Source organism: Klebsiella sp. PCX (assembly GCF_021869705.1).
GTDB lineage: Bacteria > Pseudomonadota > Gammaproteobacteria > Enterobacterales > Enterobacteriaceae > Klebsiella > Klebsiella quasipneumoniae.
In genome coordinates this window covers 1,928,006-1,954,444 of sequence record NZ_CP091527.1, presented here as the reverse complement: position 1 = coordinate 1,954,444, position 26,439 = coordinate 1,928,006, and the positions used below count along the sequence as shown (strand labels likewise).

At 58.2% G+C, this 26,439-nt stretch carries 27 protein-coding genes, 1 tRNA gene and 1 other RNA gene; 14 read left to right on the top strand and 15 right to left on the bottom strand.

Translation table 11 applies throughout. The features are described from left to right. Nucleotide 1 precedes the first annotated feature (1 nt). Nucleotides 2–1,216 (top strand): MFS transporter, encoded by a 1,215-nt coding sequence (locus tag GQR96_RS09100; RefSeq protein ID WP_004204552.1) that lies wholly within the window; start codon nucleotides 2–4, stop codon nucleotides 1,214–1,216. Nucleotides 1,217–1,269: 53 nt separating this feature from the next. Here GQR96_RS09100 and murJ read toward each other — a convergent pair whose 3' ends face one another. The 4 genes from murJ to rimJ form a co-directional block, all read right to left on the bottom strand. After that, nucleotides 1,270–2,805: a murein biosynthesis integral membrane protein MurJ gene (murJ, locus tag GQR96_RS09095; RefSeq protein ID WP_004204551.1), complete on the bottom strand. Its 1,536-nt coding sequence runs from the start codon at nucleotides 2,803–2,805 to the stop codon at nucleotides 1,270–1,272. A gap of 111 nt (nucleotides 2,806–2,916) precedes the next feature. Further along, entirely contained in the window at nucleotides 2,917–3,828 is a 912-nt protein-coding gene (locus GQR96_RS09090; RefSeq protein WP_072140422.1) for a Gfo/Idh/MocA family protein, read from the bottom strand. 14 nt (nucleotides 3,829–3,842) lie between these two features. Then, nucleotides 3,843–4,496 (bottom strand): YceH family protein, encoded by a 654-nt coding sequence (locus GQR96_RS09085; protein WP_004204549.1) that lies wholly within the window; start codon nucleotides 4,494–4,496, stop codon nucleotides 3,843–3,845. Nucleotides 4,497–4,505: 9 nt separating this feature from the next. Further along, entirely contained in the window at nucleotides 4,506–5,090 is a 585-nt protein-coding gene (gene rimJ, locus GQR96_RS09080) for a ribosomal protein S5-alanine N-acetyltransferase (RefSeq protein WP_017900738.1), read from the bottom strand. 228 nt (nucleotides 5,091–5,318) lie between these two features. Between rimJ and mdtH the strand changes: the two genes are divergently transcribed. The 7 genes from mdtH to GQR96_RS09045 all read left to right on the top strand — a co-directional run bounded on the left by mdtH (nucleotide 5,319) and on the right by GQR96_RS09045 (nucleotide 10,685). Then, nucleotides 5,319–6,527, top strand: a complete 1,209-nt coding sequence (mdtH, locus tag GQR96_RS09075; RefSeq protein WP_023289127.1) for a multidrug efflux MFS transporter MdtH — start codon at nucleotides 5,319–5,321, stop codon at nucleotides 6,525–6,527. Nucleotides 6,528–6,640: 113 nt separating this feature from the next. Further along, a complete protein-coding gene (locus tag GQR96_RS09070; RefSeq protein ID WP_004204546.1) occupies nucleotides 6,641–7,201 on the top strand; it encodes a lipoprotein in 561 nt (186 codons plus the stop codon). Between the two features lie 125 nt (nucleotides 7,202–7,326). Next, nucleotides 7,327–8,373, top strand: coding sequence for a dihydroorotase (gene pyrC / locus GQR96_RS09065; protein WP_004893020.1), 1,047 nt, complete (start codon nucleotides 7,327–7,329; stop codon nucleotides 8,371–8,373). A 72-nt stretch (nucleotides 8,374–8,445) separates the two neighbouring features. Further along, on the top strand, nucleotides 8,446–8,697 hold the full coding sequence (dinI, locus tag GQR96_RS09060) for a DNA damage-inducible protein I (RefSeq protein ID WP_002898994.1): 252 nt from the start codon (nucleotides 8,446–8,448) through the stop codon (nucleotides 8,695–8,697). Between the two features lie 302 nt (nucleotides 8,698–8,999). Further along, nucleotides 9,000–9,254, top strand: a complete 255-nt coding sequence (bssS, locus tag GQR96_RS09055; RefSeq protein WP_002898992.1) for a biofilm formation regulator BssS — start codon at nucleotides 9,000–9,002, stop codon at nucleotides 9,252–9,254. 125 nt (nucleotides 9,255–9,379) lie between these two features. Then, entirely contained in the window at nucleotides 9,380–10,498 is a 1,119-nt protein-coding gene (gene solA / locus GQR96_RS09050) for an N-methyl-L-tryptophan oxidase (protein ID WP_004204542.1), read from the top strand. Between the two features lie 73 nt (nucleotides 10,499–10,571). Continuing rightward, nucleotides 10,572–10,685, top strand: coding sequence for a DUF2770 family protein (locus tag GQR96_RS09045; RefSeq protein ID WP_004204539.1), 114 nt, complete (start codon nucleotides 10,572–10,574; stop codon nucleotides 10,683–10,685). Here the strand turns inward: GQR96_RS09045 and GQR96_RS09040 are convergent. Beyond that, a complete protein-coding gene (locus tag GQR96_RS09040; RefSeq protein WP_004204538.1) occupies nucleotides 10,671–11,735 on the bottom strand; it encodes an oxygen-dependent tRNA uridine(34) hydroxylase TrhO in 1,065 nt (354 codons plus the stop codon). The two genes, GQR96_RS09045 and GQR96_RS09040, sit on opposite strands and share 15 nt — an antisense overlap. A gap of 205 nt (nucleotides 11,736–11,940) precedes the next feature. Here GQR96_RS09040 and GQR96_RS09035 point away from each other — a divergent pair, with 205 nt between their 5' ends. The 3 genes from GQR96_RS09035 to GQR96_RS09025 all read left to right on the top strand — a co-directional run bounded on the left by GQR96_RS09035 (nucleotide 11,941) and on the right by GQR96_RS09025 (nucleotide 14,749). Further along, a complete protein-coding gene (locus tag GQR96_RS09035; protein WP_065904868.1) occupies nucleotides 11,941–12,861 on the top strand; it encodes a Kdo(2)-lipid IV(A) acyltransferase in 921 nt (306 codons plus the stop codon). Nucleotides 12,862–13,032: 171 nt separating this feature from the next. After that, nucleotides 13,033–14,271, top strand: coding sequence for a multidrug efflux MFS transporter MdtG (mdtG, locus tag GQR96_RS09030; protein WP_065904870.1), 1,239 nt, complete (start codon nucleotides 13,033–13,035; stop codon nucleotides 14,269–14,271). A 91-nt stretch (nucleotides 14,272–14,362) separates the two neighbouring features. Beyond that, nucleotides 14,363–14,749, top strand: a complete 387-nt coding sequence (locus GQR96_RS09025) for a MysB family protein (protein WP_002898981.1) — start codon at nucleotides 14,363–14,365, stop codon at nucleotides 14,747–14,749. Here the strand turns inward: GQR96_RS09025 and GQR96_RS09020 are convergent, their stop codons facing one another. From GQR96_RS09020 to mdoG, 3 genes are all read right to left on the bottom strand, one after another. Continuing rightward, on the bottom strand, nucleotides 14,750–14,977 hold the full coding sequence (locus GQR96_RS09020; protein ID WP_004204534.1) for a YceK/YidQ family lipoprotein: 228 nt from the start codon (nucleotides 14,975–14,977) through the stop codon (nucleotides 14,750–14,752). 66 nt (nucleotides 14,978–15,043) lie between these two features. After that, entirely contained in the window at nucleotides 15,044–17,572 is a 2,529-nt protein-coding gene (gene mdoH, locus GQR96_RS09015) for a glucans biosynthesis glucosyltransferase MdoH (RefSeq protein WP_004204533.1), read from the bottom strand. Then, entirely contained in the window at nucleotides 17,565–19,118 is a 1,554-nt protein-coding gene (mdoG, locus tag GQR96_RS09010) for a glucans biosynthesis protein MdoG (RefSeq protein ID WP_004140751.1), read from the bottom strand. Before mdoG ends, mdoH begins: the two co-directional genes overlap by 8 nt. Nucleotides 19,119–19,369: 251 nt before the next feature. On the opposite strand from mdoG, the gene mdoC reads away from it, so the two are divergent. Continuing rightward, nucleotides 19,370–20,530, top strand: a complete 1,161-nt coding sequence (mdoC, locus tag GQR96_RS09005) for a glucans biosynthesis protein MdoC (RefSeq protein WP_004204532.1) — start codon at nucleotides 19,370–19,372, stop codon at nucleotides 20,528–20,530. Between the two features lie 34 nt (nucleotides 20,531–20,564). Here the strand turns inward: mdoC and GQR96_RS09000 are convergent, their stop codons facing one another. The 6 genes from GQR96_RS09000 to ghrA all read right to left on the bottom strand — a co-directional run bounded on the left by GQR96_RS09000 (nucleotide 20,565) and on the right by ghrA (nucleotide 24,832). After that, nucleotides 20,565–21,158 (bottom strand): TetR/AcrR family transcriptional regulator, encoded by a 594-nt coding sequence (locus GQR96_RS09000; RefSeq protein ID WP_017900746.1) that lies wholly within the window; start codon nucleotides 21,156–21,158, stop codon nucleotides 20,565–20,567. Nucleotides 21,159–21,224: 66 nt separating this feature from the next. After that, a complete protein-coding gene (ymdB, locus tag GQR96_RS08995; protein WP_004204529.1) occupies nucleotides 21,225–21,752 on the bottom strand; it encodes an O-acetyl-ADP-ribose deacetylase in 528 nt (175 codons plus the stop codon). Nucleotides 21,753–21,904: 152 nt separating this feature from the next. Beyond that, entirely contained in the window at nucleotides 21,905–22,387 is a 483-nt protein-coding gene (locus tag GQR96_RS08990; protein ID WP_049004596.1) for a DUF1097 domain-containing protein, read from the bottom strand. 103 nt (nucleotides 22,388–22,490) lie between these two features. Next, entirely contained in the window at nucleotides 22,491–23,045 is a 555-nt protein-coding gene (locus GQR96_RS08985) for a TorD/DmsD family molecular chaperone (RefSeq protein ID WP_049092945.1), read from the bottom strand. Between the two features lie 22 nt (nucleotides 23,046–23,067). Further along, the gene (locus GQR96_RS08980; RefSeq protein WP_004204525.1) at nucleotides 23,068–23,805 is read right to left on the bottom strand and encodes a phosphatase; all 738 of its coding nucleotides are present in this window, start codon (nucleotides 23,803–23,805) and stop codon (nucleotides 23,068–23,070) included. A gap of 88 nt (nucleotides 23,806–23,893) precedes the next feature. Continuing rightward, nucleotides 23,894–24,832 carry a glyoxylate/hydroxypyruvate reductase GhrA gene (gene ghrA / locus GQR96_RS08975; protein ID WP_049004597.1) on the bottom strand — a complete coding sequence of 313 codons (939 nt, stop codon included), beginning with the start codon at nucleotides 24,830–24,832 and terminating at the stop codon, nucleotides 23,894–23,896. A gap of 268 nt (nucleotides 24,833–25,100) precedes the next feature. Here ghrA and GQR96_RS08970 point away from each other — a divergent pair. Together GQR96_RS08970 and GQR96_RS08965 are read left to right on the top strand one after the other, a co-directional pair. Beyond that, nucleotides 25,101–25,188, top strand: a tRNA-Ser gene (locus GQR96_RS08970). A 44-nt stretch (nucleotides 25,189–25,232) separates the two neighbouring features. Continuing rightward, nucleotides 25,233–25,369: non-coding RNA, RtT sRNA (locus tag GQR96_RS08965), on the top strand. Nucleotides 25,370–25,459: 90 nt separating this feature from the next. On the opposite strand, the gene GQR96_RS08960 is transcribed toward GQR96_RS08965, so the two are convergent. Then, nucleotides 25,460–26,365 (bottom strand): LysR family transcriptional regulator, encoded by a 906-nt coding sequence (locus GQR96_RS08960; protein ID WP_004204523.1) that lies wholly within the window; start codon nucleotides 26,363–26,365, stop codon nucleotides 25,460–25,462. Between the last annotated feature and the right edge of the window lie 74 nt (nucleotides 26,366–26,439).

The window sequence follows — 26,439 nt, the reverse complement described above, 5'->3', positions numbered from 1 at the left end:
CATGACACCGACTTCCCTTTCCACCCGCGACGCAGGCTGGATTATCTTCATTCTCGCGCTCGGCGCCGGCTTTAGCGTCGCCTCTATCTACTACGCGCAGCCGCTGCTGCCGTTGATGGGCGCCAATCTCCACCTGACGGTAGAAGGTATGGGTCTGGTCCCTACTCTGACGCAGGCGGGTTATGCGCTCGGCATTCTGTTCCTGCTCCCGCTCGGCGACCGCCACGATCGCCGCCGGCTGATTTTGGTGAAAAGCGCGCTGCTGGCGCTCCTGCTGCTCCTGTGCAGCCTCACCGGCCAGCTCAGCTCACTGCTGGTGGTCAGTCTGCTGATCGGTATGGCGGCGACCATGGCGCAGGATATCGTCCCTGCGGCGGCGATCCTCGCCCCGGCGGGCAAGCAGGGCAAAATGGTGGGCACGGTGATGACCGGGCTGCTGCTGGGGATCCTGCTTTCCCGGACGGTCAGCGGCGTGGTGGGCGCAGTGTTCGGCTGGCGGGTGATGTATCAGGCGGCGGCGGTCAGCGTGGCACTGATTGGCCTGGTGATGTGGCGGGTGCTGCCGCGCTTCGCCATTCACTCGACGCTGAGCTATCCGCAGCTGATGGCCTCAATGGCGCATCTGTGGCAGCGCTACCCGGCGCTACGCCGCGCTGCGCTGGCTCAGGGGGCGCTCTCTGTCGCCTTCAGCGCCTTCTGGTCGACGCTGGCGGTGATGCTCTCCGAACACTATCACATGGGCAGTGCGGTAGCGGGCGGCTTTGGTATCGCCGGGGCTGCCGGGGCGCTGGCCGCGCCGCTGGCCGGCGGACTGGCCGATAAATTTGGCGCTGGTAAAGTGACTCAAATGGGGGCGGCGCTGGTCACCGTCTCCTTCGCCCTGATGTTTATACTGCCGCTGCTGCCACTGCATGGCCAGCTGGCGCTGATTGCCCTGTCGGCGATTGGCTTCGACCTTGGCCTGCAGTCAAGCCTGGTGGCGCATCAGAACCTGGTGTATGGCCTCGAGCCGCAGGCCCGCGGCCGCCTTAACGCCCTGCTGTTTACCGTGGTCTTCATCGGGATGTCGCTGGGGTCGGTGCTGGGCAGCAAGCTGTACGTGCTGGCCGGCTGGAACGGGGTGGTTACCCTGGCGGTGGTCAGCGGGGCGATCGCCCTGGCAATCCGCCTGCTGGAGAATGCCCGTATCGTCGCTGCCGAACGCCGCGCATCATAAAAAAACCCGCTTCGCCTGAGGCGAAGCGGGTTCATCCATTCCCGCACAACCGCTTAGGCTGTACGTCGGGCAAACTCTTTCACGCGGAAGCCCAACAGCAGCAGTGTGGCGAAATAGGCCACCACCCCGGCGACAACCACCACCAGCAGGCGCATCAGACGGAACGGCATCGTCCCCAGCGACCACTCCGGCATGATATGCATGACGCCCAGCAGCGCCGCAGCCATAACCAGCACCGCAGCAATCAGACGCAGCAGGAAGGCCAGCCAGCCCGGTTGCGGGGTAAAGATCTTCTGTTTACGCAACTGCCAGTAAAGCAGCGCGGCGTTCAGGCAGGCCGCCAGGCCAATGGACAGCGATAGACCCGCATGCTTCAGCGGGCCGATAAACGCCAGGTTCATCACCTGGGTCATAATCAGGGTGACAATAGCAATCTTGACCGGGGTCTTGATGTCCTGGCGGGAATAGAAGCCCGGCGCCAGCACCTTCACCACGATAAGCCCCATTAGTCCCACGGAATAGGCCACCAGCGCGCGCTGGGTCATTGCCGCATCAAAAGCGCTAAATTTGCCGTACTGGAACAGGGCCACGGTCAGCGGTTTGGCGAGGATCCCCAGCGCCACCGCGCTCGGCAGCGCCAGCAGGAAGCAGAGACGCAGCCCCCAGTCCATCAGCCGGCAATACTCGTCATGATTACCGCTGGCGAAGCTTTTTGACAGCGATGGCAGCAGGATAGTGCCGAGCGCCACTCCCAGGACACCGGACGGAAACTCCATCAGACGGTCGGCGTAGTACATCCAAGACACCGATCCCGACACGAGAAACGAAGCGAAGATAGTATTGATAATAAGGGAGATCTGGCTTACCGACACGCCAAGGATCGCCGGCCCCATCTGCTTCACCACCCGCATCGCGCCGGCATCTTTCAGATTGATGCGCGGCAGGACCAGCATGCCAATTTTCTTCAGGTGCGGCAGCTGGTAGGCCAGCTGTAGCACGCCGCCGACCGTGACCGCCCAGGCCAGGGCCAGCACCGGCGGATGAAAGTACGGTGCGGCAAACAGCGCAAAGCCAATCATGCTGACGTTGAGGAACGTCGGCGCAAAGGCCGGCACCGAGAAGCGGTTCCAGGTATTAAGGATCGCCCCCACCAGCGAGGCGAGGGAGATCAGCAAAATATAGGGGAAGGTAATGCGCAGCAATTGGGTAGTCAGCGCAAATTTATCGGCGGTATCAGCAAACCCGGGGGCGGTGATGGTGATCACCCACGGCGCCGCCAGCATCCCGATAACGGTGACGATCGCCAGGGCCAGGGTCAGCAATCCGGAGACATACGAGACAAACACCCGGGTGGCATCTTCGCCCTGCTTGCTTTTATATTCGGCAAGGATCGGCACAAACGCCTGAGAGAAGGCGCCTTCGGCAAAAATACGCCGCAGCAGATTAGGCAGTTTAAAGGCGACGAAAAAGGCGTCGGTCGCCATCCCGGCGCCAAAAATGCGCGCCACAATCGCATCGCGGGCAAAGCCCAGCACGCGCGAAAACATGGTCATCGAACTGACGGCCGCCAGTGATTTTAAAAGGTTCATTACGCTGTTATTCCAAACCCTGGAGTAAAACGCCCGCAAATGCGGGCGCTGGAAAGTGGCGATAGTCTACCGGGTTCAACATGAATTACTACTGTCAGTTGTTACAACGGATTATTCGCTGATGGCGTCGCGCCAAAGTTTGTCGACCACCCGCTGAGCCAGCAGCGCCTGTTCGCCTGCGGTTTCAGGAACCGTCTGATTTTGCACGCATTCGATAAAATGGCGCGCGCAGCCGACAAAGCCGCGCTGCTCAAGGGTGGTTTGCCAGCTGGCGACCGGGCGCTGGACCACGCCGTGACCGCACTCCTCCTGCCATTCGCGCATCTCGCTGACGGCATATAGCCCGCCATCCGTAACCGCCTGCACCCACTCGCGCTGGCTGCCTGCGCGGCGGTGCATGCTGGTGGTGACCTGCAGCCGGGGCGAACTGAACTGGTGTTCGGCATACAGCATCTCGCCCTGCGGAGTGATCTGTAGCGCGCCACCGCGCAGACGCGCCTGACCGTCGGCCAGCCATAGCGCGGTATCCACCACGTGCAGATAGTCATCAAGCAGGGTAAAGCGCAGATCGTTGCCCACGCTATCGCTGCGGTGCTTATCCATCCGCAGCGAGGCCGCCTCGCCCAGCCGCCCCTTTAGCTCCCGATAGAGCGGTGCGAAGCGGCGATTGAAACCGACCATCAGCGTCAGACGACGCCGCGCCGCCAGCTCGACCAGCGTCTCCGCCTCACTCAGCTTGTCCGCCAGCGGTTTGTCTACGCAAACATGAACCCCGGCATTCAGCAAATGATTCACCACTTCATAATGTGAAGCCGTCGACGTATGAACAAAGACCGCATCGCACTGCGCCGCCAGGGCATCCAGCGATTCAGCGTATGGCATTCGCCAGGTTTCGCAAACCCGCAGCGCCTTCTCTTTTCCCGGCGACCAGGCCGCCTGCAGCGTCCAGCTTTCCGCCGCCCCCAGAACCGGCAGCCACGCTTTCTGCGCAATACCGCCCAGGCCAACCACCCCAATGCGCAATCTTGTCCCCACGTTTAGTCCCCCAGATGGTGTAACAGCGAATCGAGGCGCGCTTTCAGCTCCGCCACCTCGCCTTCCAGCGCTTCAACCCTGGCACGCAGATCGTCTTCCTCTTCCAGGGGCGAGAGTGCTTCCACTGTCGTGATCAGTGTGTCCATGTCGTCGCAAAACAGATGCATATAGCGGCTTTCCCGTTTCCCCGGCTCCCGGGGCAGACGGGCGACAAAGGGACCATCTTCGCGGGTCGCCAGCCCTTCCAGCACGCTTTCCACTTCCGCCATATCGCTGAACTCATGCATCCGCTGCGCCCGACTGCGTAATTCACCCGGCGTCTGGGCGCCCCGCAGCAGCAGCGTCGTCACCACCGCCACCTCGCCGGCGCTGAGCTTCAGATCGCCAAATTCGGAGTTGCAAAAGCGCTGCTCATACTTAGTGACCCGATTGCCGAAGCCACTGACCGTACGCAGATAATGGCGTTTCACCAGGGTATCCAGCAGAGCCTGGACTTCGCCTTCGCTCAGCGACATCACCGGCTCGCGGTTGGTTTTCTGATTGCAGGCGGTCACTACGGCGTTCACCGACAGCGGATACTGCTCAGGCGTGGTGACCTGCTTTTCCAGCAGACAGCCAATGACGCGCGCTTCGTGCGCGGTTAACTGATATTTCATCCTCTCTCCTTAACGTCCCGCTGACCAGTCCGGCGTCGTTAGCGCCGTCAATACATGGTCACGCCACTGCCCGTCAATCAGCAGGTAATCTTTGGCGTAACCCTCTTTTTCAAACCCCAACCGCGCCAGCAGCGCGCCGCTGCGCTGATTATGCGGCATATAGTTGGCCATAATGCGATGAATATGCTGCGTACGCTGCATATAGCGAATCGCAGACGTCAGCGCTTCAAACATCAGTCCCTGCCCCTGCCACTTCTCGCCAATAGAGTAGCCGAGATAACAGGCATGGAATGACCCGCGCACCACGTTGGAAAAATTCGCCACGCCGACGATCTCCTTTTCCTCCGGATCGAGTAGCGCGAAATAAAAAGCAGACCCCTGCTTATGAAACTCGGCGATCATCGACAGACGCGCCTGCCATCCGGAAGGATAGCAGTGGCTGTCGTCACGAACCGGCTCCCAGGGTTTTAAGAACGCCTTATTCTCGGCGTAATAATCGGCCAGACGCCAGGCGTCACGATCGTGAACCAGGCGCACCACCAGCCGGTCCGTCGTCAAACGCACCTTCGGCACGTTACTGCGATAGCCAAACATTTCCTTTTCAGTCCCCCTGACTTCATTCTTGCTGCCTTCACTATACCTGTCCTGCGCGACGGTGTGAAAACAGCAACATACCATTTTCTGCGCCATCTCCTCTTTTCGATGAATAGCCTCAATCGAACTTGCATTTTGATAAAAAAATATTGTCGCAAGGGCGCTGGGAAAAGCAGCAGATTGCCCGCAGAATATCCACGCTTATCTCTATTTTTCCCTGGAGGGGAAATGTCCCGCGTCTCGCAGGCAAGGAGCCTGGGTAAATATTTCCTGTTAGTCGATAACATGCTGGTCGTGCTGGGCTTTTTTGTCGTCTTCCCGCTGATTTCCATCCGCTTTGTCGATCAGATGGGCTGGGCGGCGCTGATGGTCGGCATCGCGCTCGGCCTGCGCCAGCTCGTGCAGCAGGGATTAGGTATCTTTGGCGGCGCCATCGCCGACCGCTTTGGCGCCAAACCGATGATCGTCACCGGTATGCTGATGCGCGCCGGCGGCTTCGCGGCGATGGCCGTCGCCCATGAGCCGTGGGTGCTGTGGTTCTCATGCATACTTTCCGGGCTCGGCGGCACGCTGTTCGACCCGCCGCGGGCGGCGCTGGTGGTTAAGCTGGTGCGCCCGCATCAGCGCGGCCGCTTTTTCTCCATCCTGATGATGCAGGATAGCGCCGGCGCGGTGATTGGCGCGCTGCTGGGCAGCTGGCTGCTGCAGTATGATTTCCGCCTGGTGTGCAGCGCCGGCGCCGCGCTGTTTATCGCCTGCGCGGCGTTTAACGCCTGGTATCTGCCGGCATGGAAGCTCTCGACGGTAAAAACGCCGATCCGCGAGGGGCTGGGCCGGGTGCTGCGGGACAAGCGCTTCGTCACCTATGTCCTGACGCTGACGGGCTATTACATGCTCGCGGTGCAGGTGATGCTGATGCTGCCGATCATGGTGAATGACATCGCCGGCTCGCCGGCCGCCGTAAAGTGGATGTACGCCATCGAAGCCACCATTTCGCTGACCCTGCTCTATCCCATTGCCCGCTGGAGCGAAAAACGTTTTCGCCTTGAGCACCGGCTGATGGCCGGTCTGCTGGTGATGACCCTGGCCATGCTCCCCATCGGCATGACCAGCAGTTTGCAGCAGCTGTTTACCCTGATCTGCCTGTTTTACATCGGTTCCATCATTGCTGAACCTGCCCGGGAGACGCTGGGCGCCTCGCTGGCGGACGCCCGGGCGCGCGGCAGCTATATGGGCTTCAGCCGCCTGGGGCTCGCCTTTGGCGGCGCGCTGGGATATGCAGGCGGCGGCTGGCTGTTTGATGCTGGTAAAGCCGCCGGTCAGCCCGAGCTGCCGTGGCTGATGCTCGGGGCCATCGGGGTTATCACTTTTCTGGCGCTGTGGTGGCAGTTTAGTCCGAAACGCTCTGCCTCCGGCATGCTGGAGCCGCGGACCTGATGCGCGCGGCGGCGGTTTCTCCTGCTTTCAGCCTATTCTGCTGGTATCGAGGATGCTGACAGGTCATGATGCTTTGTGTCAGGATGAATGAAGGTATGAGCCAGAGGACCCCCATGAAAAAGATTTTGATCGCCGCCGCGCTGATTGTCAGCGGCCTGCTGAGCGGCTGTAATCAGCTGACCCAATACACGGTAAGCGAGCAGGAGATTAACCAGGCCCTGCAGAAGCGAAACCATTTTGCCAAAGATATTGGTCTGAAAGGCGTTGCCGACGCCCATATCGAACTGCAGAACCTCACCAGCGCCATCGGACGCGAGGAGCCGGGCAAAGTCACGCTGACCGGGATCGCTAACGTTGACCTGAACTCCCTGTTCGGCACGCAGAAAGCGACGATCGATCTGAAGCTCAAAGCGCTGCCAACCTTTGACAGAGAGAAAGGCGCCATCTTCCTGCAGGAAATGGAGGTGGTGGATGCCAAAGTGGCGCCCGAGAAGCTGCAGTCGGTCATTCAGGCCCTCCTCCCCTACCTGAATCAGTCGCTGCGCAGTTACTTCAGCCAGCAGCCGGCCTATGTCCTGCGTGAGGACGCCAGCACCGGTGAAGCACTGGCGAAGAAATACGCCAAAGGCATCGAGGTGAAGCCGGGCGAGATTGTCATCCCCTTTACCAATTAATCTCCAGGGCGCCGCGGCGCCCTCAATTTTTTACGGAAATGAGTGCAAAGGAAAACGTTTACGCTTATCCTTAGTGCCCGGCAAAAAACAGCCCTGATGACTGAACCTATTAGCCGGAGCCTTCCATGACAGCACAATCCCAGGTATTGAAAATCCGCCGCCCAGACGACTGGCATATCCATCTACGTGATGACGATATGCTGAAAACCGTCGTGCCTTATACCAGTGAGTTTTATGGCCGGGCGATCGTGATGCCGAATCTGGTGCCGCCTGTCACCACCGTCGCGGCGGCTATCGCCTATCGCCAGCGCATTATGGACGCCGTCCCGGCCGGGCATGATTTTACCCCGCTGATGACCTGCTATCTGACAGACTCCCTCGACCCGGCTGAGCTGGAGCGCGGCTTTAACGAAGGCGTATTCACCGCCGCCAAGCTCTACCCGGCCAACGCCACCACCAACTCCAGCCACGGCGTCACCAGCACCGACGCCATTATGCCGGTGCTGGAGCGGATGGAAAAACTGGGGATGCCGCTGCTGGTACATGGGGAAGTCACCCACGCCGAGATTGATATATTCGATCGCGAAGCGCGCTTTATTGAAACCGTGATGGAGCCGCTGCGCCAGCGCCTGCCCGGACTGAAGGTGGTCTTTGAGCATATCACCACCAAAGATGCCGCCGAGTATGTGCGTGACGGCAATGAACTGCTGGCGGCCACTATCACCCCGCAGCATCTGATGTTCAACCGTAACCATATGCTGGTCGGCGGTATTCGTCCTCACTTGTACTGCCTGCCGGTACTTAAACGCAATATTCATCAGCAGGCTCTGCGGGAGCTGGTCGCCAGCGGCTTCAGCCGCGCCTTCCTCGGCACCGACTCCGCACCGCACGCCCGCCACCGTAAGGAGGCCAGCTGCGGCTGCGCCGGCTGCTTCAACGCCCCGACCGCCCTCGGCAGCTACGCCACGGTGTTTGAAGAAATGAACGCTCTGCAGCACTTTGAGGCTTTCTGCTCGCTGAATGGCCCGCGCTTCTACGGTCTGCCGGTCAATGAGAGCTACGTTGAACTGGTGCGTGAAGAGACGACCGTTGTGGACAGCATTTCCCTGCCTAATGACACCCTGGTGCCCTTCCTGGCAGGTGAAACCGTTCGCTGGACCGTGAAGAAATAAAAACGTAGCCCCCTGTTGTCAACGCCAACCGGATACTGTATAAATAACCAGTATCGAACACAGGGGGCAATTATGCGCATTGAAGTGTCTATCGCCAAAACTACCGCCTTACCCAACGGCGCGCTGGAAGCGCTGAATAACGAACTCTCTCGCCGTATCGCCGAGCAATTCCCGGCCATCGACAGCCAGGTGAGCGTCCGCTACGCCACCGGCAATCAGCTCTCGGTGTTTGGCGCCCTGAAAGAAGACAAAGACCGGATAAGCGAAATCCTGCAGGAAACATGGGAAAGCGCGGACGACTGGTTTGTCCACGATCTCTCCTGAAGCATGGCGGGATCCAGTTACTCTGGTTTGCTCCCTCATTGTGCTTTTTTTGCCGGGTCGCCCCGGCTTTTTTTAGCCCCTCTTCTGTTCAGAATAGTCCTGATTATTCTGCTCAATATCGACTAAAGTGGCCATTTTACGCGCTTATCTTGAATAAAAAAGCGGCAAAAGAAGAAAATCATGCTGCCTTTCATTTAATTTCTCGAGTTTATTCTTGATCCCTGATATAATTAACTTGCTTCAAAAAATATGCATTAAACCTCGAGAATTGTTGTCTTTTAACATATGAATAAGGGGTTATGATGGAAAAAAATAATGAAGTCATTCAGACCCATCCCCTCGTTGGATGGGACATCAGCACCGTTGATAGCTACGATGCGCTGATGTTGCGCCTGCACTACCAGAACCCCACTCAAGAAAACAGTAATGATGCTGAGATCGGCCAGACGCTATGGCTAACGACGGACGTCGCACGTCAGTTTATTTCAATCCTGGAAGCAGGCATTGCGAAGATTGAATCTGGCGAATACCAGGAAAACGAGTACCGCCGACATTAACGCGGCTTGCGAATGACTTAACATTAAACTTAACAGGCACCTGCGGGTGCCTGAATTATTTTCGGGCTTGTATAAGCACAGGGAGTTAATTACCCTGCTAACAAGGCAATTACCCGGAACTCACCATGCAATACGATCTTATCATTATTGGCAGCGGCTCCGTCGGCGCCGCCGCTGGCTATTATGCGCGCCGTGCCGGACTCAATGTTCTGATGACCGACGCCCATCAACCTCCCCACCAGGAAGGCAGCCATCACGGCAGCAGCCGTCTTATCCGTCACGCCTATGGCGAAGGTGAGAAATATGTTCCGCTGGTGCTGCGTGCCCAGCAGCTATGGGATGAACTGGCAGAGATCAGTGGCGAAGCCGTGTTTGAACGCACCGGCGTCATTAACCTCGGCCCCGCCAGCTCCGCTTTTCTCGCCAACGTCGCCGCCAGCGCCCGTGCGTTCAAGCTTGAGGTGGAAGAGCTGGATGCCCAGGCCGTAATGCAGCGCTGGCCAGAGATACGCCTCCCCGAGGACTATCGGGCGATTTTCGAACCCGCTTCCGGCGTACTGCGCAGCGAGCTGGCCGTCGAAACCTGGATCCGTCTGGCGCGGGAAGCAGGCTGCGCGCAGCTATTCAACTGTCCGGTCTCGGCTATTCATCACCATGCTGACGGGATCACCATCGATACCCTCGACGGTGAATATCATGGTAAAAAGCTGCTGGTCAGCGCCGGGACCTGGGTCACCCGCCTGCTCCCGGACCTCCCCATCCAGCCGGTACGTAAGGTGTTTGCCTGGTACCAGGCCGATGGCCGTTACAGCAGCAAGAATCACTTTCCGGCCTTCACCGGCGAGTTGCCCAACGGAGATCAATACTACGGTTTCCCGGCAGAAGATAACGAGCTGAAGATTGGCAAGCATAACGGCGGTCAACCGATCTCCATGCCGCAGGAGCGAGTGGCATTTGGCGCTGTCGCCAGCGATGGCTCCGAATCGTTTCCTTTTTTGCGCAACGTCCTGCCAGGGATCGGCGGCTGCCTGCACGGCGCCTCCTGTACTTATGACAATACCGTCGATGAAGATTTTATTATCGATACGTTACCCGGCAGACCAGACACGTTGCTCATCACCGGTCTGAGCGGGCATGGCTTTAAGTTTGCCCCGGTGTTGGGGGAAATTGCCAGTCAGTTTGCTCAGGGCGAAGCATCGAGCTTCAACCTGGCGCCCTTCTCGCTGGCGCGCTTTAACGCGTAATGGAATGCGGCACTTTTGCCGTCGGGCAAAAAAAAACGGCCTCTGTCGAGGCCGTTAGTCATTGAGAGCGATTATGCGTCGCCTGTTTAATTTGCTGGTCAATAACGTCCGCGAGCACTTTATGATCTACCTGGCGCTTTGGCTGCTGCTGGCGATCATCGATCTCGTCTGGTTATGGTTTTTCTGATGGCTCAGGATCGAGGATCCCGAGTTTGGTGTTCAGCCGACCACGCGATTTATTAAAGATTTTATTGCCGTTTTCACGCCCGGCGCGCAGCTTACGCTGCTCCTCTTCCGGTAGCTTATGCTCTTCCATGCAGGCTTCGCTACAGCAGCCGGCAAACTTCTCGGCGCAGCTCGGGCACTGGATAAACAGCAGATGGCAACCATCGTTCAGGCAGTTGGTATGAGTGTCGCACGGCACGCCGCACTGATGACAGTGCGCGATAACGTCATTGGAGATCCGCTCGCCCATCCGTTCATCAAAGACAAAGTTTTTGCCAATGAAACGCACAGGCAGCCCCTGCTCACGGGCGCGGCGGGCGTACTCGATGATGCCACCCTCGATGTGCCAGACCTTATTGAAGCCGTTATGCTTCATCCAGGCGCTGGCTTTTTCACAGCGAATACCGCCGGTGCAATACATGACAATTTTCTTGTCTTTATGGTCCTGCATCATTTCCACGGCTTTCGGCAACTGGTCGCGGAAGGTATCCGCCGGGATCTCCAGCGCGTTTTCGAAATGGCCCACCTCATATTCATAGTGGTTGCGCATATCGATAAACACGGCATCCGGATCGTCAAGCATCGCGTTGACCTCAGCCGCCTTGAGATAGTCTCCGACGTTGGAGGCGTCGAAGGAGGGATCGTCGATGCCGTCGGCAACGATGCGGTCACGCACTTTCAGGCGTAGTACCCAGAACGATTTACCGTCGTCCTCGAGAGCGATATTGAAACGCAGCCCCGCCAGCGCCGGATCGAAGCCATAGAGAAACTCACGCAGGGCTTCAACGTTGCTTTGCGGCACGCTGATTTGCGCGTTGATCCCTTCCCGGGCCAGATAGATGCGGCCAAAGACTTTCAGCTGGGTTAAGGCAACCCACAGCGCATCGCGGGTCGCCTGCGGATCGACAATGGTGAAATATTTATAGAACGAGATCGTCGTGCGCGGCTCGGTTTCAGCCAGCATTTGCGCCTTTAACGTCTCATTTGAAATGCGGTTGTGTAACACTGGCATGGTGTACCTGCTCGACATAGAAATGAGGAAATAAACGGCGGGCATGATATAGCAAAGCTTATTAATTTACATCCCTACATTTTACGCTACATTTTTCTCACCCGGTCGCCCCCCACTTAACAAAACAATGTGGCTGTCGCCGCCTTTGGCTGGCCGGTAAAAAAATGCGATAATATAAGATGTTGCTTACTGATACGGGTATGAAATGACTCATTTGCCTAAATTTTCTCCGGCGCTGCTGCATCCGCGCTATTGGCTGCTGTGGCTGGGTATCGGCCTGCTGTGGCTGGTTGTCCAACTGCCCTACCCGCTGATCTACCGCATCGGGAACGCCATCGGCCGCCTGGCCATGCGCTTTATGAAGCGCCGGGCGAAGATCGCCTATCGCAACCTTGAGCTCTGCTTCCCCGAGAAAAGCGAGCAGGAACGTCACCGGATGGTGGTGATGAACTTCGAATCGGTTGGCATGGGGCTGATGGAGACCGGGATGGCCTGGTTCTGGCCAGTTCGCCGAATCGCCCGCTGGACCGACACCATCGGCTTTGAGCATATTCGCGATGTGCAGGCGCAGCAGCGCGGCATTCTGCTGATCGGCATTCATTTCCTGACACTGGAAATGGGCGCGCGAATGTTCGGCATGAACGAGCCGGGGATTGGCGTCTATCGTCCCAACGATAACCCGGTCATCGACTGGCTGCAGACCTGGGGCCGGCTGCGCTCCAACAAGGACATGATCGACCGCAAGGATCTGAAAGGTATGATCCGCGCGCTGAAAAAAGGCGATGTGGTGTGGTACGCGCCGGATCATGATTACGGCCCGACCGCCAGCGTCTTCGCCCCACTGTTTGCCGTTGACCAGGCGGCGACCACCTCCGGCACCTGGATGCTGGCGAAAATGTCCAAAGCCTGCATCGTGCCCTTTGTTCCACGCCGTAAACCGGACGGTAAAGGTTATGAACTGATTATCCTGCCGCCAGAGTGCTCCCCGCCGCTGGACGACGCGGAAACCACCGCCGCGTGGATGAACAAGATCGTAGAGCAGTGCATTATGATGGCCCCGGAACAATATATGTGGCTCCATCGCCGCTTTAAAACCCGCCCCGAGGGGACGCCCTCCCGCTACTGATCCCCTTTCCCGGCCGCGCGCCTCCCGGCCGGGAATCCCCACCGCTCAGGCTTTACGCTCTGCTTTAGCTTTAAAAGCTCTCCTCCATTGCGGCATTTATTTCCCAGGCGCATAATTAGCAGGCTCATATTTTCTCTTAATTTGACCTGCTGCGCAGGCCAGTGGAACCCTATGTCGTCTGCTGATACCCCCATCAACTGGAAACGAAACCTGACCGTCACCTGGCTTGGCTGCTTTTTAACCGGCGCCGCCTTCAGCCTGGTCATGCCCTTTCTGCCGCTCTATGTCGAACAACTCGGCGTCACCGGCCATAGCGCCCTGAACATGTGGTCCGGGCTGGTCTTTAGCATTACCTTTCTCTTCTCCGCCATCGCCTCGCCGTTCTGGGGCGGACTTGCTGACCGCAAGGGACGTAAAATCATGCTGCTGCGTTCAGCCCTCGGGATGGCCATCGTCATGATGTTGATGGGGATGGCGCAGAATATCTGGCAGTTTCTGCTGCTGCGCGCGCTACTCGGCCTGCTGGGCGGCTTTATTCCCAACGCCAACGCCCTGATCGCCACCCAGATCCCACGCCATAAAAGCGGCTGGGCGCTGGGCACGCTGTCAACCGGCGCGGTAAGCGGCGCCCTGCTCGGCCCGCTGGCGGGTGGTTTCCTGGCAGACCACTGGGGCCTGCGTACCGTCTTCTTTATGACCGCCGCGGTGCTGTTTATCTGCTTTCTGTTTACCCTGTTTTTAATCCGTGAAAATTTTGTCCCAATTGCTAAAAAAGAGATGCTCAGCGCGAAGGCGGTATTCTCCTCTCTGCAGAATCCGAAACTGGTGCTCAGTCTGTTTGTCACCTCGCTGATCATCCAGGTCGCCACCGGCTCCATTGCGCCGATCCTGACGCTTTACGTGCGCGATCTGGCGGGTAATGTCAGCAATATCGCCTTTATCAGCGGGATGATCGCCTCAGTGCCGGGCATTGCCGCCCTGATGAGCGCCCCCCGTCTGGGCAAACTGGGGGATCGTATCGGACCGGAAAAAATCCTCATCGTGGCGCTGATTATCTCGGTGCTGTTGCTGATCCCGATGGCGTTCGTCCAGACCCCGCTGCACTTAGGTATCTTGCGGTTCCTGCTCGGCGCCGCGGACGGCGCGCTGCTGCCGGCAGTGCAAACCCTGCTGGTGTATAACTCCACCAGCCAGATCTCCGGGCGGATCTTCAGCTATAACCAGTCATTTCGTGATATTGGCAACGTCACCGGCCCCCTGATCGGCGCCTCGGTTTCCGCCAACTACGGCTTTCGCGCCGTCTTCCTTGTCACCGCAGGAGTGGTATTGTTTAACGCGATCTATTCGACCCTTAGCCTGCGCCGACCAGCCGCGGACGCCTCGCAGCCCGACCGCCATTCAGTAAATTAACGTCCAGAGGGGCTCAGCCCCTTGACGCCTTGCCAAGCGCCTTCTATAGATTGAATCGTGTTCAATTCATATTCTTCTCAGGAGATTCGCTATGCCAAAGGATTCGATGTTCTATGCCACGCTCGAAGAAGCTATTGATGCAGCACGTGAAGAATTTCTCGCCAACAACCCTGACAGCGATGAAGAGAGCGCTAACGTTGAGCAGCTCAATATTCAAAAGTATGTGCTGCAGGATGGCGATATCGCCTGGCAGGCCGAATTTTTTGCTGACGAAGAGGAACAAGGCGAATGCTTACCGATGCTTAGCGGCGAAGCCGCGCAGAGCGTCTTCGATGGGGATTATGATGAGATAGAGCTCCGTCAGGAGTGGCTGGAGGAAAATACGCTTCATGAGTGGGATGAAGGTGAATTCCAGCTCGAGCCCTCTCTGGACACCGAAGAGGGACAGACGGCGGCCGACGAGTGGGACGAGCGTTAATCAGTTATAGGGCCCGTGGCTGGCGTCCAGCGGCAGCAGAAGCGTATCGAATACCAGCGAGAACGGCAGGTCCAGAATGGTGAGATAGCGCCATCCTGAATCGCGAACGTCCCACTGCACGCCCGGGTAATATTGATTGCCATGCCCCTGCCCGGGCACCGTCCGGCTGATAATGCTGCCGCAGCCGCTGAGCAGCAGCGCCATGGCAATGATCGGTAGTATTCGCATCCACAACCTCGTCTTTCAGATAAAAAAATACCGGCATCGCTGCCGGTATTTTCATTAACGTACGGCTTATTTCGTTTTCAGCGCCAGCGGGTTAAGCGCCAGCTGCTGATAGGCGTTCACCCACGAGGAGTATTTCTCCGGCGCGGCCCATACGCGATAGTGCAGACGCGACATGGTTACCGGGTCGCTCAACAGCACCAGTCGACGATCGCGGTTCAGCTTATCCGGCGTTTCATTCAGCGCCTGCTCGACATGACGCTCGCGGGCGATCTCCAGGATATGACCCTGACGGTGCCGCGCGGTGGCCATCGCGGTGGCAAGGGCGTTAAACGACGGGTTAAACACCGCGTGCATAAAGCCATCGTCCAGCGAACGCTGACGGTTCAGCGTCAGGTACGCATCGGTATCCTTGAGCACCTGCGGCGGCGAATACTCTTCCGGAATCAGGAACAGCTTCCAGCGCTTGGTGCGCAGGCCCACGGTCGCCCGGCTGGAGATAGCCGACACGAACGGCGACAGAATCAGCGATACGACAATCGGCGCCAGCCAGAACAGGAAGCGCAGATCCAGCCATGCCATTCCGACCGCCCATACCAGCCCCAGCAGCAGCTGCGAGCCGTGACGCATAAAGGCTTCTCCCCACGGCGTGGAGTCATCATCACGCTGCGGCGAATTCCACACCACTTCCCAGCCGAGGAAGGCGCTGACCACGAAGACGGTGTGGAACAGCATGCGAACCGGCGCCAGCAGGACCGAGAACAGAACCTCCAGCAGCAGGGAAAGCGTCACGCGGATAAATCCACCGTACTCCTTCGGCCCCTTACACCACACCAGGATAATACTCAGCAGCTTCGGCAGGAACAGCAGCACCATGGTCGAGGCGAACAGCGCAATAGCCAGCTCCGGACGCCACTGCGGCCACACCGGGAACAGCTGACGAGGCTGCAGGAAGTACTGCGGCTCGGTCAGGGCATGCACCACCTGCAACGCTGTCGACAGGGCAAGGAACATAAACCACAGCGGCGCTGACAGGTAGGACATCACGCCGGTAAGGAATACCGCTCGGTGGACCGGGTGCATCCCTCTCACGAGGAACAGGCGGAAGTTCATCAGGTTGCCCTGGCACCAGCGGCGGTCGCGTTTCAGCTCGTCCAGCAGGTTCGGCGGCAGCTCTTCATAAGAGCCCGGCAGATCGTAGGCAATCCACACGCCCCAGCCGGCGCGGCGCATCAGCGCGGCTTCAACGAAGTCGTGCGACAGAATCGACCCGGCAAAGTTGCCCTCGCCCGGCAGCGGCGCCAGCGCGCAGTGCTCAATGAACGGCTTCACGCGGATAATGGCGTTATGTCCCCAGTAGTGGGACTCCCCCAGCTGCCAGAAGTGCAGACCCGCCGTAAACAGCGGACCATACACCCGGGTGGCAAACTGCTGGCAACGCGCATACAGCGTGTCCATGCCCGAGGCGCGTGGGGATGACTGGATGATCCCGGCGTTCGGGTTCGCTTCCATCAGACGCACCAGGCTGCTCAGACACTCTCCGGTCATTACCGAGTCCGCGTCAAGCACCACCATGTAGCTATACTGGCTGCCCCAGCGGCGGCAGAAATCATCGATGTTGCCGCTCTTACGCTTCACGCGACGACGACGACGACGGTAGAAGATCTGCCCTTCGCCCTGCACTTCGGCAATCAGCTCCATCCACGCCTTTTGCTCAGCAACACAGATATCGGGGTTATAGCTGTCGCTGAGGATATAGACGTCGAAATGGGCGGCGTTGCCGGTGGCTTTCACCGACTCCCAGGTCGCCCGCAGCCCGGCGAACACGCGGTCAACGTCTTCGTTACAGATCGGCATAATAAGCGCTGTCCGGTGCGCCGGGTTCAACGGTTCGTCACCGACCGTCGAGGCGGAAATACTGTACTTATCGCGACCGATCAACAGCTGCAGGAAGCCCATTAACGCGGTCCAGAAGCCAGCGGAAACCCAGCAGAACAGCACCGCGAAGAGGATCAGAATGCCGCTCTGCAACACGTACGGCAGCAGCTGCATGAAAGAGATCCACAGGTTCTGCCCCACCATGTCGGCCGGGTTGATCAGCGCCCAGCCCTGATAAGGCAGAATGGTTTTCATGTACCAGGTAGCCACCACGGTCTGCGACAGCGTCAGCAGCAGCAGGATGTAGCGACGAATAGTGCCGACGGTACGCCATTTTTGCTCGCTCTCGCGCTCTTCTTGCGTCAGGCGGGAGAGATAGCGCGGCGTGACATCGCGTCCGCGCAGACGGTCCCAGAAGCGGCCAACCGGGTTGGTACGCCACGGGTCCGGGATCATCGAGGAGCGCTTGGCTTTCGGCATCGCATGCAGCTGGGTGCGGCCTTCATCATCCTTCACCAGCTGATCGCCAGACAGCGAATCCGGCCAGCTGTGCGCCAGCCGCGCCTTTACCGACCCCAGCGGGGAGTCGTCTTCGCGGGCGAAGGTCTGATGTTCGTCATCCAGGGCCTGATGAACGGCCTGCAGGCTGGTGTCCGGCAGCGCCGATTTCTCGGCGTCCGACAGCGGCAATGCGTCAATGTACTTCGTTATCTTATTCATTGGCAGGCAGCTGATAGCTCCAGGTTTCGCTCAACGTGTCATCACCGTTAACCAGTGCGGCGCGCATTTCCGTCGTTTTCTTCGGATCTTTCACCTTCAAACGCAGGATCATACGCCAGCCTTTGGTCACCGGATTGTAACGCACGGTATTTTCAACGATTTCAGCGTTATCGCCGGTGCTCGCCTGGGCGGCGACCGGGGTATCCGCTGGCAGTTTTTTCATATCGGCGCCGGTAAAGTCGACAATGAAAGCAATGGTGCCGTCCGGCTGGCGGATCAGGTTCGACTGCTTCACGTCGCCGGTAGAGCGGCGGGTCTGCATAACGTACGCGTTATCCGGCGCATGCAGCTTGTCTTCATCGCGGCTGAAGGTGATGGTGTACTTGAAGTTCATCTCCTTGCCCGGCTCCGGCAGCTGATCCGGCGTCCAGTAAGTCACGATGTTATCGTTGGTTTCATCGTTGGTCGGGATTTCGACCAGTTCGATTTTCCCTTTGCCCCACTCCCCTTTCGGGGTGATCCAGGCGCTCGGGCGCAGGTCATAACGATCGTCAAGGTCCTCGAAGCGCGAGAACTGACGGCCGCGCTGCAGCAGGCCGAACCCTTGCGGGTTTTCCATCGCATAGCTGCTAACGGCCAGGTGTTTCGGGTTGTTCAGCGGACGCCAGATCCACTCGCCGTTGCCCGCCAGGATCGACAGACCATTGGAGTCGTGCAGCGCCGGACGATAGTTGAGCGCCGGAGAAGGCTGGTTGGAACCGAACAGGAACATGCTGGTCAGCGGCGCCACGCCCAGTTTGCCCACTTTGTCACGCAGGTAAACTTTGGACTGGACATCCACCACGGTGTCGCGTCCCGGCATGATCACAAAGCGATAGGCGCCGGTTGCCCGCGGCGAATCCAGCAGCGCATAGATAGTCAGACGCTTGTCGGTGGCTTTTGGTCGCTCGATCCAGAACTCACGAAAACGCGGGAACTCTTCGCCGGAAGGCAGCGCGGTATCGATAGCCAGACCGCGCGCGGACAGACCGTATACCTGACCCTGACCCAGCACGCGGAAGTAGCTGGCACCGAGCATGCTGACGATTTCATCGTTCTTATCTTTGCTGTTGATCGGATACAGTACTTTGAAGCCGGCGAAACCAAGGTCTTTCACCGTGTCTTTATCGTGCTGAACGTTACCAAAGTTAAAATAGTCCGGGCTATATTTAATTTTACGCACGCTGGTGGCCGTCACTTCATTGATGGTGACCGGCGTGTCGAAGTACATACCCTGATGGTAAAATTCAAGCTTGAATGGGGTTTTCTGGTTATTCCAGTAAGCTTTATCGTGATTAAACTGAATTTGCTGGTAGTCCGCGTATTTCATATCGCGGAAAGCGGAGGGCAGGTTACTCTTTGGCGCTTCATAGCCTTTCCCGGCTAACGTTTTGGCCTCTTTTGCAACGTCATCAATGCTAAATGCCCATGCAGATGAAGTACACAGGGACAACATTACGGCTGCGCTTAACCAACGCATTTTCATCATCTGTGGTTTATGTTTCATATAAGTAAGCACTTCCCCCTTTGTGTGCTTAAATCGATCCGATCTATTTTAATGGAAACTCAGGCAATCCGACAACATAATCCCTGCTTTGTTCAGCGTAGCGGCGCAGGGAATAAACAGTTCGCAGTCCCGTTTGCACTTTGCGTGCTTATCCTGGAGACAGGTACCCCGAGTTCATGTAGGGTTGCTGATAATGTAAGCGTTATCATCTTGAGTGATAAGACGAATTATCTGAGATTGTCGTGAATCGTATGAATAATACTCCGGTACAGCGTGAATATTTTTTCGACAGCATCCGCGCCTGGCTGATGCTGCTGGGGATCCCTTTTCACATTTCGCTGATTTATTCCAGCCACAGCTGGCATGTCAACAGCGCTGAGCCCTCGTGGTGGCTGACGCTGTTTAATGATTTCATTCATGCCTTCCGCATGCAGGTCTTCTTCGTCATCTCCGGCTATTTTTCCTATATGCTGTTCCTGCGCTACCCGCTGAAAAAGTGGTGGAAAGTGCGCGTCGAACGGGTCGGCATTCCGATGCTGACCGCCATCCCGCTGCTGACGCTGCCTCAGTTTATTATGCTGCAGTACGTCAACGGCAAGGCGGAAAACTGGCACACCCTTTCCGGGTACGACAAATTCAACACCCTGGCGTGGGAGCTCATTTCCCACCTGTGGTTTTTGCTGGTCCTGGTGGTGCTGACTTCGCTGGGCGTGGTGCTGTTCAAATGGCTGACGCGCCGCCCGGCAGGAGGTGCTCACGCTTTCGGTGACACTGTCACTATGGGCCAGCTGACGATGATTTTCCTTGCGCTAGGGGTGCTTTACGCGCTGATCCGTCGGTCATTGTTCGTGATCTATCCGCCCCTGCTAAGCAATGGTCTGTTTAACTTTGTGGTCATGCAGACGCTGTTCTATCTGCCCTTCTTTGTGCTGGGGGCGCAGACCTTTATTAATCCGCGCTTAAAGGCGATGTTCACCACGCCGTCGCCATGGTGCTGCGCGGCAGCGCTGCTGGGATTTATCGCCTATCGGCTGAACCAGCAGTACGGCTCCGGCGACGGCTGGATGTATGAAACGGAATCGGTGATCACCATGGTGCTGGGGCTGTGGATGGTCAATGTCGTCTTTTCGCTCGGCCATCGCCTGCTGAACTTCCAGTCGGCGCGGGTGACCTATTTCGTCAATGCTTCGCTGTTTATTTACCTGGTGCACCATCCGCTGACGCTGTTGTACGGGGCGTGGATCACCCCGGCCATCAAGTCAAATACCTTAGGCTTTATTGGCGGGTTGGTTTTTGTGGTGGGTATTGCCCTGATCCTGTACGAAATTCACCTGCGTATTCCGCTGCTGCGTTTCCTGTTCTCCGGTAAACCGATGAACAAACCGGCCAAAACCCCGGCCTCGGCCAGTTAACCTTTAGCTTTTGCGGCACGCCTGGCGTGCCGCGCTACGCTTGCTCATCAAACAGCCGGTCGAAGATCATGTTATACAGGGCTTCTAAATCCGCTTTATCGACCGGGGTGGATGCGCTCAGCTCACAGCGGTAGGCTGCCCCCTCCGTCAGAACGGCGATGAGCTCTGAAGCGGCATTGCGTCGCGCATCGCTGAGCCCGGGATGATAACGCTGCGACAAACGCCCGCCCTCCTCTTTCAACCGCCGGTCGGCCTGCACCAGGATCTCGCGCAAGCGTGGGTTGCGCGAGGCTTCGGCGTTAATTTCCATCAACAGATAATTGTCGCTTCTGGTGGCTGCCGAAGTCGGGATCCTGCCCGCCAGCACCGCCGCTTTTCGCGCCAGATTGTGGTTCTCATCGATCATCTCGCCGACTCTGGCGTTGACGATTTCGCTGACAATTGCTTCGATGATCGCTTCCTTGCTGGCAAAAATGCGATACAGCTGACCGACGCTCAGACCCGCCTCGCGGGCGATATCCGCGACAGAGGCGCCATGCAATCCCTTCGCCGCGAAACATCTTTGCGCAGCGGCAACGATCTCCGCGCGGCGCGCCTGCTGCTTCTGCTGTACTTTTCCTTCTGACACCCTGCTCCCTCCTGCTATCCATCATTCCTGTCAATATCGGCGGTTATCATAGCCTATTCTGCTGAATCAGGGGCATGCCGCCAGCAGGCGACGATAGATAGCTGCCGTTTCCTCGTCGAAACAGACGAACAGGACCCGTTCAAGCGGGTTATAGCGGGTGAGAAACGCGGTCACGGTGCGCACGGCGATCGCCGCCGCTTCCTCTTTCGGATAGCCATACACGCCGGTGCTGATCGCCGGAAACGCAATGGAGCGATAGTTGTTTGCCGCCGCCAGCTGCAGGCTGTTTTTGTAGGCATCGGCCAGGGTTTGCGCCTCCATGCGGTCGCCGCCGTGCCAGACCGGACCCACGGTATGGATCACCGCGCTGGCGGGAAGATCGCCCGCCATCGTGATCACCGCATGCCCAGGGGGACATTCGCCCTGCTGCTGCAACACCTGCTTGCAGGCCGCCAGCAGCGCGGGACCGGCCGCCCGGTGGATCGCGCCATCCACCCCGCCGCCGCCCAACAGCGAGGGGTTTGCCGCATTCACAATCACATCGACATCAAGCGTCGTAATATCGCCGAGAATTACTTCAGGTTGAACAGCCATTTCTCCTCCTGTCGGCATAGCGCGTGGGTACGGCTTTCTGCCGATACTAGGGCATACCCGCCCCCGGGAGCAAGATTATCCCGCAGCGCCGGCGACAAGATGGTAAAAAAAACAGGACCCTGAGGGTCCTGTTGATATCATCGTCCCGCCGTTCAGGCGTTGTCGTTGACGAACGATTTTTGCTTTTCCGCACGGGCCGCCAGCCACAGGCCACTATTCTTCATGGCATAGCCAAAGACCAGGCCCAGCGCCAGGGAAGGGATCACCAGACGCCAGTCGCCATCTGCCGCGAAGGTCGCGCAGGCGCCGATAAAGGTGCCAGGGACAAACGACAGCAGCCTCTGTCGCGCCTGGATGCACATCAGAAAGGCCACGACGCCGGTCATCATATAGCTGAGGATCTGCAGCTGTGGGGCCAGCGCGCTACCGTGGATAATCACCAACGCCCAGGCAACGCCGCTCATTACCGTGCAGGAGGAGATGGCCAGGCCTTTCAGACCGCCCTGCGGGCAGGCGAAATAGGCCGTACAGCCGAGGAAACCGGCCCAGCTCAGCAGGCCGAGGGCGACGGCCACCCATCCCCAAATCCCGGAGAGAATGCCCGTCGTTAATGCGATTGCGAAGAGTATGTTCATGGCGCGTATCCTAGCAGATACGCACCGAAAGAATGCGATCTAAAACACACTAAATGAATGAACTTGATTTCAGTTGCATTATAATAGTGACTTAAATCACATTTTATTGCTCATCTTCTTCCTGAAGCTCGTCCCACATCGCGGCGATGGCGTCGCGGGTTAACGGCGCCATGGTGCGCCAGAACGGTGTGTGCGCATGCGCTTCGACTTTCCCCAGCATCGTCCCGCACCACGGCAGGATATAGTCGGCAAACAGGAGCTCCAGCGTCTCGCTCTGCGCTTCTGTGGCATGATCCTCCAGCCAGGAGGCGGCCAGCAGCAGCGATCCGAGATGATCCGCCGGACCTTCTCCTGTCGGGATGCCGTGATTGCTCAGAAAAGCCCGGACCTCCGCTTCAGAGGAACCCTCCACCCACGCGCTACGGTACGGCGGAACGCTGCAGGCTTCACCGACGAACAGCGCATTATAGTCCGTCGCCAGGGACTGCATTTCACAGCTTTTCTGCAGACGCGCCAGCAGCTCGTCCTGCTCCAGCGGCCAGCTGGCGGCCAGTTTGCCCTCGCGGATCAGGCTAAACAGCGGCACCAGCAGCGGGTCCTGCGGTTGACGGTAATACAGCGAACCCAGCACGCGGCAGAGGATTGAAAACTCGTTCATTCAGTTATTCCAGTTATACAAATTAAAGGTCAGCAAATTCCGGGATCGCCGGCATACCACGCGACTCGAGGAAGTCGAGCAGGCGACGCGGAGAAACGTTGAGGATCCTCTCCTCCGGGAAATCGACAGCATCGAGGATCTTGCGGCACTCGGTAAACTCTCCGAGGGTAAACGCCGTATGAGAGTCCGAGCCCAGCGCCACCCACCCTCCCGCGTCGCGCACCGCGGCGGCGATAGCACGGCAGTTATCTTCACTGCCCACGCGCGATGAAACGAAAGAGGAGTTATTGATCTCCAGCGCCACCTGGTAACGGGCCGCCGCTTCGGCAATGGCCGGGATATCCACCGGGAATTTCGGATTACCGGGATGGCTAATCATATGCACTTTACCGCTGGCCATCGCGGCAATCATCGCCTGCGTATGGGTGGCGCTATCCTGCGGCGGAAACACCGGCTCGTGGAATCCGGCGATGATCAAATCGAGCGACGTCAACATCGGCCCGGAACAGTCGATCTCACCTTCGATATTTTTAATATTCGACTCAATACCGCGCAGGATCCCCACCCCGTCTACCAGGCGGGGCCAAATGCGCATATTAACGAAGTGCCAGTAGTGCGGGGCATCCGCCATATCCGGGCCATGGTCGGTGATGGCGAAGAGTTTGATCCCTTTACGCTTTGCTTCCGCAATATAATCGTGCAGGGTGCTGTAGGCGTGGGTGCTGGCGACGGTATGCATGTGCAGGTCAACGGGATACATCACATTCTCCTCTTCTGTTTGTCGCAAGAATAGCAGGAAACCGGGCTATTGATTAGCAAAAACCCCGCCGTGGCGGGGTTCGCTTATCTTAATAACCGCGCTGACGATCGACCTGACCGCTAACCGATTCCCCTCGCTCCAGCCGGCTAATGGTCCCGGCGATATAGGCAATTGCCTCCATCGGGCGGGTGACTGCCGCCACGTGGGGAGTCATAGCCACCCGCGGGTGCGCCCATAGCGGACTCTCCTGCGGCAGCGGTTCGCGACTGAAGACATCGAGCATCGCGCCTTTGAGCTTACCGTTGTTCAGTGCCGCCAGCAGATCCTCTTCTACGACATGCACGCCGCGGGCAAGGTTGAGGAGATAACTCTCATCAGGCAGCTGCGCTAAAAGCGTCTGGTTGATAATACCGACGGTTTCGGCGGTATTCGGCAGCAAGTTGATCAGGACGCGAGTCCCCTGCAGGAATCCACCCAGCTCGGCCTGGCCGGCAAAGCTCTGTACCTGCGGCCAGGATTTACGGCTACGGCTCCAGACGCGAAGCGGGAATCCCCAGGGTTGCAGGCTTTCCGCAACCTTCGCCCCCAGCACGCCGGCCCCCATAATCCCGATGGTGAATTCGTCGGCGCGGTACTCGGGCAGCGGCTGCCAGCGGGAAGCCAACTTCAACGCCTGATAGTCATCGAACCGGCGGAACCAGTGGAGCACCTGGCTCACGGCATACTCCTGCATCTGCCGTCCCATACCGGTATCTTCGAGACGAAACAGCGGGATCGACAAGGGCAACATATCCGGATGATCGCGCAGCTTACTAAGGATCGAATCCACCCCCGCCCCAAGGGCGAACACGGCCTTCAGCGCCCTGCCTTGCAGCATCTCTACCGGTGGATGCCAGACCAGGGCATAGTCCGCCGGCTGGTTATCGCCCGCTTTCCATTCGCGTACTCGCGCGCCGGGTAACTGCTTTTCCAGCTCTCGGATCCAGTATTGGGTATCAAAGGTCGGATGGTAAAAAATAATCTCCATAGTGGCTCCTGATAGCAGACGCCTTTGGCCGATTGACGCTGGCGTCTTATTTTACTCATTGTTTTCTATTGGTTTGCCAGCATAACAAATTTCCCCCGAGCGAAAAGGGAAAAGCTACTGGCGACAAAAAAAACGGATTTCGCACGTTTAAGGAGCAAGTTGCTCGAAGTTTGTCTAAACGCGCTGATTTTGCAAAAAGTTGATTGACGGGCGATACGTATTTCCCTACATTAGCGCCCGCTCCCGACAACAACGGGAAAGACAATATGGTGAGGTGTCCGAGTGGCTGAAGGAGCACGCCTGGAAAGTGTGTATACGGCAACGTATCGGGGGTTCGAATCCCCCCCTCACCGCCATATTCAAGATGAGAGCCTGTACGCAAGTACGGGCTCTTTTCTTTTATATTCTCCGCTGGGGGGGGATGAGAACCCCCTACCGGGGTTCGACAACTGGCGCAGCCAGTTGGACAGACCGCGAGCCCGCGAGCGGGCTGCCCCGCAGGGGCGAGCGAAGCGAGTCAATCCCCCCTCACCGCCATATTCGAGATGAGAGCCTGTACGCAAGCGCGGGCTCTTTTCTTTTATATTCTCCCCGGGGGGAGCCCCCCGAGAAAAGCCAATCCCGAAGCTAATCCTCTTCCATTCGCTGATACTCTTCGCTGAGATAATCCACCAGCGCCCTGACAGAGGGCAGCAGCCCGCGCCGTGAGGCAAATACCGCATGGATCACTTCCCGCCGCGGCTGCCACTCATCCAGTACCACCTCTAACTCCCCTGACGCCAGCTGATCGCGCACCATTAATAAAGGAAGCTGCACCACCCCTACGCCGGCCATCGCCGCCTCGCGCAGCGCCAGCATATCGGTGGTCACCATTCGCGGCGTGAAATACACCTCCGCCCTTGCCCCCTCAGGCCCGGTAAGCTGCCATTTATGCTGATGCTTGTTCGCCCCCAGGCTGAGCCCAGGCCAGGCGCTCAGCTCAGACGGCGCCTGCGGACGTCCGAGCCGGGAAATCAGCTCCGGACTGGCCACCAGCCGGTGCCCTCGGTCCGCCAGCACGCGCATCACCAAATCGCTGTCCTCGATAGGCCGGGGCCGAACGCGGATCGCCACATCAATGCCCTCCCCGACCACATCCACCCGGCGGTTGGTCGCCTCAAGATGCAAAGTGACCCCGGGATAGCGCGCCATAAATCGCGCCAGCATCGGTCCGATATGGACATGCAGCAAGGTGACCGGACAAGTGATCCTGACGCTGCCGCGCGGCTCGGCGCGCAGCGTGTCGACCGCCTGCTGCGCCGCCTCGGCCTCTATCAGCATCGCTTTGCAATGCTGGTAAAAGGTCTGCCCGACCTCGGTAACCGCGAACTGGCGAGTGGTTCGCTGAATCAAACGCACGCCCAGCCGCTCCTCGAGTTGCGCAATGCGGCGGCTGAGCTTGGATTTCGGCTGGTCTAGCGCTCGCCCTGCCGCGGCGAAACCGCCATGGTCCACGACCTGGACAAACCAGGCGAAGTCATTGAGATCCTGCATCCTTCCTCCATTGTTCCATTTTTGGAACAGTATAGGCCATTTTTGCTTACTACCGCACATGTCGTCCCGGATAT